Raw genomic sequence first — 2,676 nt, 5'->3', positions numbered from 1 at the left:
CGGTGAGGGCGGACCGGATTTCATTCTGATCTGCCGCCCGGCCGATCTTGTCGACAAGGTGCTGGCGCTGGAGCTTGGTGCGGCCGACGTCGTCGAGAGCCCGCTCAATGTCCGTGAACTGGCCGCCCGTGTCGGCGGTCTGCTTTCGCGCCGCGGCAGGGGCACCCAGGAACTGATCGTGCTGGAGAACGCGACCGTCGATCTGAGATCGGCCATGGTCATGCATCGCTCCGGCTCCGAGGAACAGCTTTCGCCTGGCCAGGTGGCCCTGCTCAGGTTGTTCCTGGCCAGTCCGCGCAAGGTGCTGACGCGTGACGATATCATCGCCGCGGCACCGGCCGAAAACGCCGACGCCTTCGATCGCTCGATCGATTCGCGCATCGTGCGGCTGCGCCGCAAGCTCGACACCGACACCATCACCACAATACGTGGCGCCGGCTATCGGTTCGATCCGCCGCGGCAATTTGCCGACTGACTGCCTGCTACTGGCGCAATCCCTTTTTTCGGGCATCGGATTTTCCATCTCTGGGCCCGATGCTCTTGACGCTCAGCGTACCAGCAGAAGCGATGGCCCCACCGGCATGTCACTGCCCATGGTGAGTTCGCTTGCATGGGCGCGGTCCCGGAGGAGCACGGTAGCAAGACCGGCAAAGCCGAGCAGGCCCTGGGCGTAAAGCAGTGCGGACAGCACCGAAGCAGCGAATTTCGTTTTCATCGTCGCAGTTCCCCAAATGCCAATTCTTCAAAAATGAACCTGTTGCGGGTCTCTTCAGGATACCCCCGAAGTGCCCGCGCCGCCCACGGAGCCCCCCGTCGCGGCGCGGGCCTTCGGTCCTCTCGGCAGCAAGTTGCCGGAGGCGCCGCGCAAACCCGTCAGCCTAAGGCCGACCCGCCAGAGGGCCTTGAGCCGGGCGATGCGCAGGCTGGAAACAATCCAGACCGTGGCGAAAAACAGTGCGGTATGCAGCGTCGAAATCTCGCCCGAAGTCATCGCGCCGAGCCTTGTCAGCGGGGTGCCGGCAACCGTGCCGACGCCGCCGATGACCGCTGCCGCGATGCTGATCCTGAGAAGCCAGGACAGCGCGTTTGATTTCGTCCTCATGTTCGTTACCGGCTGTTTTCGTTGCGTCAACTTTGCTCGCACCCCGTATCCGGATCATGCCGCTTGGAGCCGCGCTTTGTTGCAGGTTGGTTTCGATGCTGACGCTTGATCTTTCACATGACACCAATTCGCACTTTCGTTTGGAGGCGGATACTCATGTTCCCGACTCCTGGTCTTGGCTGGGTGGGTCTGCCGAGCCTGTTCCAGCCAGGTTATAAGGAGGCGTTTGTTAACCAGCGGAAACAGATTCGAAACAGAAACGAGCGTTTTGCGAAATCTTCTCGAAACATGACGTTGGGATAAGCGGCCATCGAACTGGAGCCGGCCAACCGGCAGAGAGAGGGGACTTCATCATGCATACCGCCATTTCCGCCAAGCTTATCAACATCACCGCCGCTGCCTTGACTGGTGCAGCACTGCTGCTCGGCGCCGGCTCGGGTGCGGCGCACGCCGCCAACAAGATCGTGGCACGCGTTTCGCTTTCGCAGCAGATCATGGAAGTCTCCGTCGACGGCCGGCCGACCTTCGCCTGGAAAGTCTCCACCGGCGACCGGGCCCATGTGACGCCGACCGGCTCGTTCAAGCCGACCCGCATGCATGAGATGTGGTATTCGAAGAAATACGACAACGCCCCGATGCCGCACTCGGTCTTCTTCAGCGGCGGCTATGCGGTACACGCGACCTACGCGATCAAGCGCCTCGGCCAGCCGGCTTCGCATGGCTGCGTGCGGCTGCACCCCGACAACGCGGCCGATTTCTACCAGCTCGTCGAAACCTTCGGGGCGACCAACACCAGCATCGTCATCGTCAAGTAGCAGGCTGGAAACGGTGGCGTGTCAGCATGCTGGCGCGCCTCGAGGCTCCCACCGGAAAACGCTGCGGTATGAGCACAGCTCGAACCGAGGTATTGCGTACAGCTCAAACCGGCGGAGCCCAGCCAAAAAGAAAAGAGGCCGGAAAGTTTCCGGCCTCTTTTCTTTTGCATTTGTCCTGCGCATTTCCGGGCAGGAAGCCCCACCCTAGCTCGGCAGTGCCGGCATCAGCTTGGGATCCGGCTTCTCCGCCAAATGAGGCAGGTCCTTGCTGGCGATGAAGGTGTAGAACATGGGCACGACGAAGAGCGTGAACAGGGTTCCGACCAGGATGCCGGTGAAGATGACCAGGCCCATCGAATAGCGGGCCGCGGCACCAGCGCCGCTGGACGTGATCAGCGGCACCACGCCGAGCGCCATCGCCGCTGTCGTCATCAGGATCGGCCGCAGGCGCACCTTGGCCGAGGCGATGATGGCGTCGCGCCGTCGCATGCCATGCTTTTCACGCTGCTGGTTGGCGAACTCGACCAGCAGGATGCCGTGCTTGGTGATCAGACCGATCAGTGTGATCAGGCCGACCTGCGTGTAGATGTTGAGCGTGCCGAGGCCCAGATTGAGCGGCACGATCGCGCCGAAGATCGACAGCGGCACCGCCATCATGATGATCAGGGGGTCGCGAAAGCTTTCAAACTGCGCCGCCAGCACCAGATAGATGACGACAACGGCCGCCGCGAAAGCGATCAGGATGGTGTTGCCCTGTTC

5 protein-coding genes are annotated in these 2,676 nt (G+C 62.0%); 3 read left to right on the top strand and 2 right to left on the bottom strand.

The genetic code is table 11. The features are described 5' to 3' along the window. On the top strand, positions 1 to 475 hold a 475-nt coding region (locus EN893_RS28120; RefSeq protein WP_164752087.1), incomplete at its 5' end, for a response regulator transcription factor. A 72-nt stretch (positions 476 to 547) separates the two neighbouring features. Here EN893_RS28120 and EN893_RS28115 read toward each other — a convergent pair. Next, positions 548 to 715: a hypothetical protein gene (locus EN893_RS28115; protein ID WP_081738724.1), complete on the bottom strand. Its 168-nt coding sequence runs from the start codon at positions 713 to 715 to the stop codon at positions 548 to 550. A 199-nt stretch (positions 716 to 914) separates the two neighbouring features. Here EN893_RS28115 and EN893_RS38285 point away from each other — a divergent pair, with 199 nt between their 5' ends. Together EN893_RS38285 and EN893_RS28105 are read left to right on the top strand one after the other, a co-directional pair. Further along, the gene (locus EN893_RS38285; RefSeq protein ID WP_164752086.1) at positions 915 to 1,211 is read left to right on the top strand and encodes a hypothetical protein; all 297 of its coding nucleotides are present in this window, start codon (positions 915 to 917) and stop codon (positions 1,209 to 1,211) included. Positions 1,212 to 1,455: 244 nt separating this feature from the next. Then, complete coding sequence (locus EN893_RS28105) at positions 1,456 to 1,917, top strand: L,D-transpeptidase (RefSeq protein ID WP_023811018.1); 462 nt, start codon at positions 1,456 to 1,458, stop codon at positions 1,915 to 1,917. A gap of 204 nt (positions 1,918 to 2,121) precedes the next feature. Here EN893_RS28105 and EN893_RS28100 read toward each other — a convergent pair. After that, positions 2,122 to 2,676: efflux RND transporter permease subunit (locus EN893_RS28100; RefSeq protein WP_164901174.1), on the bottom strand; the 555-nt coding region annotated here is incomplete at its 5' end.

The sequence above is a fragment of the Mesorhizobium sp. M7A.F.Ca.CA.004.04.2.1 genome (assembly GCF_004022825.1).
In the GTDB taxonomy this organism is placed as follows: Bacteria; Pseudomonadota; Alphaproteobacteria; order Rhizobiales; family Rhizobiaceae; genus Mesorhizobium.
The sequence above is the reverse complement of the archived record's forward strand: the minus strand, read 5'-3'. Positions and strand labels throughout refer to the sequence as shown.